At 55.8% G+C, this 4,564-nt stretch carries 4 protein-coding genes; all 4 read right to left on the reverse strand.

Features of this window, described 5'->3' with window-relative positions; translation table 11 throughout:
* Positions 1-63 precede the first annotated feature (63 nt).
* Positions 64-1,119 (reverse strand): plasmid replication protein RepC, encoded by a 1,056-nt coding sequence (gene repC / locus MRY75_RS16315; RefSeq protein ID WP_292309065.1) that lies wholly within the window; start codon positions 1,117-1,119, stop codon positions 64-66.
* 240 nt (positions 1,120-1,359) lie between these two features.
* Positions 1,360-2,343 carry a plasmid partitioning protein RepB gene (gene repB / locus MRY75_RS16320; protein WP_292309066.1) on the reverse strand — a complete coding sequence of 328 codons (984 nt, stop codon included), beginning with the start codon at positions 2,341-2,343 and terminating at the stop codon, positions 1,360-1,362.
* Positions 2,328-3,527 (reverse strand): plasmid partitioning protein RepA, encoded by a 1,200-nt coding sequence (gene repA, locus MRY75_RS16325; RefSeq protein ID WP_028288490.1) that lies wholly within the window; start codon positions 3,525-3,527, stop codon positions 2,328-2,330. Before repA ends, repB begins: the two co-directional genes overlap by 16 nt.
* Positions 3,528-3,893: 366 nt before the next feature.
* The coding region (locus MRY75_RS16330; RefSeq protein ID WP_292309067.1) for a recombinase family protein at positions 3,894-4,564 on the reverse strand (671 nt) is incomplete at its 5' end.

Consider the following 4,564-nt stretch of genomic DNA (forward strand, 5'->3'; position numbering starts at 1 on the left):
TCACTTCCCGTCATCCCTTTCATAAGCCCTCTCTACCTCTCAAGATGTCCACCGCGGTGGACATCACGCGGTAGCTGCCGCAGAACGAGAAAGCCTCTCCAGTAACAGCGATGGGTTGAAGTCAGTTTCTCTGCGACTCAGCGTGATGCAGTGGAAATACGCTGCAAAGTCTCGGATGCGATTGCTCATCTGGAGAATTATGAAGATGGCGCATGATGCTTTTTGAGAGCCTATCTTCTTAGCAGCCTTTTCGAAGGTGCTTTCGTGGATTCCCATCATTGGAGCGAGCGTTCTCGCGTGGCTTTCGACATCGTGCCAGTTCCTAAGTGAGTTCGTTGCAAACGATGTAGCCTGGTCACATACTGTTGTGAGTGTTTCCAGGGGAGGTGTTTGGCTGTTGGTCCCGCTTTCTGAATCTTTTTGTTCTTTTTTAGACTTAGAGAGGTGGCGGACAGTTTGCCCGTCATTGGCGGGCAGTTTCATTGTTTCTGGTGCGTCCACCGCGGTGGACATCTGTTTGCATTGAGCTTCTAGCTCGCCGAGCAAAGTACGATACTCCGCGATCGAGAGCTTCCTCCGAAGAACTCGGCGTACCTGATGAGTGAGTTCGTTCTCGGGGTCAGCTTCGTCGATCTGAGCAAGTTTGGTTAGGATTTGCTTTCGCAAAAACACGCGATCCCGACGAGCGTTTTCCATCGCTTGGGCTGACGCAAGTAGTTCGCCGGCGCGCGCGAGCAACGGAGCCAGCGACAACCCATAGCTAATGGACTGACCTTCGGAGGACTTCACTCGGTATCTCTTGCGATTTGGGCTGTCGTGGCGCTTCATGAAACCGAGTTCAACAAAGCGATCGATGTGCCTACGGAGGGTTCGTTCATCGATCCCGCCAACTCGACGGCAGATCTCGTCGTTGGAAGCGAAGACTGTGTCTCCATGCCCAGGCTTGAGAAAGCTCAGCATCGCTTGGAGCGTTTGAACATGTCCTGGACGGAGACCGAACAGGCTGCGAGTATCTCTGAGAGCGCGGAAGACTGCCCAGATGTCGGTTTCAGGTGTTGACGTGGCGGGGGTGCCCTTGCCGACGCCAAAGGTCTGAATGGAAAGCTTTGTGAATGCCATGTTTGTTGAACGACGACCGTTGCGGCCCACAACTTCCCCGGCTCTTCCCGCTGTTCTTGGCGAGAAAAGGCAAGAAAAAGACGTCCACCGAATCGGTGACCCTTGACCGGTATGTCGGAGATTGCTACATCACAGGTGCTAATCAGATGATGAGGGCTCTCCGGGGGAAACCTTGGGGGGCTCTTTTCTTTTTGGTCTTCGCCTTTCTCCTCTGCTCGTGTTTTTGGTTTTGACCGGGGATCAGCTCCCCGAGCCTCTCTCATTCTGCCATTGTTCAAAAAGCTGTCGCAGCGTGGTTTCCGCGCGCTCTTCGAGCCATTGGCCGAATTCTGGGTTGTCCTTGCGGGTGATCTTGATAGCGATCGACTTGCCATCGACTGAAAGTGTGCCGACAGGGCTACCACTATTGTCCGTTACCACGGTCGTTTGGCCACGGGCGCTTTGGTCGGCTGCGCCACGCGCCTTGCTGGAGCAAGCAACATAGACGGCTTGAAACTTGTCCGAGCTTGGAGTGGTGTCAGGCAGAGAGGCAAGTGTCTCACGCGCAATGTCGACAAGCGAAACCTTCTCTGAAAGTGCAGCAAGATCACCCCATTGGCGTCGACCTACGCCATGAGCCGGGCCGATAAGCCGGACAAGTTCGTCAGGCAGCTGCTCGATGACTACACGATGGTTCGACACACCTTGCCGGGTGAGGCCTAGGGCGTCCTGAATGACGCCAGGCTTGTAACCGGCTTCCTGCATCTCTTTGATAAAAAGAGATTTTTCAATGAAGGACGGATCCAGCCGGAGGTTGTTTTCCTGACCTTGCGCGATCAGAGAAGCATCATCATCGAGCGTTCGAACGATCGCTTTGACGGTTCCACCAACTCTTCGAATGGCTGCAAGTCTGCGACGCCCGTAGATGATGCGGTATCGATCCGGTTGGTCAGAGGGGCGAACCATGATCGGCACTTGCTGACCATGCTTGCGAATGCTTTCGGCGAGATCTTCAATGCTACTATCTTCCAGGATCAGGCGATCCCGGAGGCCATCCATATCGATCCGGTCAGGTTCGATATCTCGGATTGAGTTGGCAGTGATTTCCCGGAGAGAGTCCCGCAATCCGCCAACCGAGCCAGGTAGCTTCGAGGATTTGACCGGGGCAGGGGAGGGGGCTGCCGACTCTTTCTCGTCTTTCGGTGGCTGGTTGAAGATATTTCGAGCCATCAGCGACGCCCCCATGCCATTTGGATTGTCTGCTCTAGCTCATCGGCAACGCTGTTCACGCTGGTCAAAGCCCGATCAATGGTCTTCCGAATGAGCTGGCTCGGGTCTACCTCATAGATGGTTTGCTGAGTCATGCCGGCGTCAGAAATGGCTGTCGACTTCAGCATCGGTTCAGTCATGACTTGGCCCGCAAGGATTGAACGTAGGTACCCGGCCATTTGCGTTTGTGGTCCGTCCGACGGCTCGTAGCGTGTGATCAAGAACTTTACGAAGTCCCAAGTGACATGTCGTCCAATCGCCTCTTCGACGGCTTTGACCGTTTCCGAAGCGAGTTTGAGGAACTGGCTCATCGAAGCGATGTCGAGCATGCCGGGGACGACCGTCACAAGTAAGCCCGTGGACGCTGCCAATGCTGTCAATGTCAGGAAGCCCAACTGCGGAGGGCAATCGATCAGCACGATGTCATAGTCTGAGTCGACTTCCTCTAGCGCCAGAGCAAGACGCTCTGCAAAAATCGGCTGAACCCTGCGCGCAAGGGCATTCGCTGTCTCGGTTTCGTACTCGGACAACATCAAGCCAGCCGGGACCATGTCGAGCTTGTGGAAGTATGTTTTCTGGATGACCTCCGAGAGCGGAACCTGATCATCGTATCTCAATGCGTCGTAGATTGTGCCGCCTTCGGCGAATTCGAGCTCAGGCCGGAAGCCGAAAAATGTCGTCAAACTGGCCTGCGGGTCGAGGTCCAGCACAAGCACGCGGTAGCCACGCAGGGCATACCTGTGTGCCAAATGGATCGTCGCTGTTGTCTTCGAGGAGCCGCCTTTGAAATTCACGACCGAAATGACCTGAAGACGGTCACCGTCTCGGCGGCCAGGTCTGTACGCGTCAGCATTTTTGCCTGTCCGCGCCAAAATGTTGCGGAGGTCGTCAACTTCTTCGGCCGTGTAGAACCTATGACCGCGACCGTCAGTGTGAACTTCTGGGAAGCTGCCATCTTTGTGGCGGTTGCGCAGGTTCGACGTACTAACGCGCAGCAACTCGGCGACCTCGGTCGAGCTGAAGCGGCGCAAGGACTTGCGTTCTTCTGGCTCGAACGCAACTTTCATCTGCCGGTCAAGCGATTCAGCGAGACTGTCTGCGAATGCTCCGATGTCGGAAGAGCCTATGCCTTGCGCGTAGCCCGTATTTCGATCATCCATGTTCTGCCGCCTCTCATGGCCTTTGCTAAGGCTCTTTGTCGTTCTGACGGTCGAAGCCACGTCTGACGCGTTTTGCCGTCAGAATGGAAATGCCACGAACATCTGAGTCCGGCAAGAAGAATCTAGATGTAGTGGAAAAGTTATCCACAGCACCAATTTGGCCGCGCGGGGCTTGCGCTAGATAACTCATTGATTAACAAAGATAAAGTTCGTGTCTGGCGAAGCCGATACCATTCGAGATATTTTCTGCTCGCGCAAACTAACCCCAACGCATTGTTGGATATTTACGTGGTTTTCGTCCAATTGAGGCGATGATACTGGAAGACTTGGGCCGAGCGAACAGGGTGGTTTGCCGACCATTAGCGCCTACAAAAGGCCGAAGCGCTCTGCTCGCTCCAGCAGCATTCTGACTGAGGAAGGCTGCCAGCTGGTTCGACCGCGAGGGGTGCGCTCACGCATGGATTCGAGTCGATCGCAGATTGCCTGCAAGGTGATCTCGGGGTCAGCACCTTTGATTGCGGCGACAATCGCTTGCAGGCGATCGTCGGTTTCGCGACGTCCAGCGCGTCCAAGCACTTTAGCGGGCAGGCATCCGTCCCCCACGTTTGCCTTCACTGCGCGGAGCAAACGGCTTTGGGCCCAGTGGCGGTCGTGGGGCAGGGGAGCATTGATGATACGCAGCACGTCTTCCCAGGCCATATCCGGCCGCATGCGGCGTACATTGGGCACCCAATCCTGCGCTGTCTCGTGCAAGCGCTCCATGTAGCCGTCGTGTCGTGCCAACCGCACCTTGCGCAGCGCTTCAGGGTCCTTGGCGCGAAGACCTGGGTTGCCGCTGACGCGGCCCTTTGAGCGTGCCGAGGCAAGTCCGGCTTTGGTACGCTTGCGGATCAGAGCGCATTCGAACTCAGCCGCAGCGCCCAGAACCTGCAAGGTGAACTTGCCCTGGGGCGAGGCAGTGTCAATCGGGTCCTGGAGCGAGCGGAAGAAGGCGCTCTTGACCTCAAGCCGCTCAATCACCTCGAGAAGGTGCGACA

This window comes from Marivita sp. (genome assembly GCF_022763305.1).
Classification (GTDB): domain Bacteria; phylum Pseudomonadota; class Alphaproteobacteria; order Rhodobacterales; family Rhodobacteraceae; genus Marivita.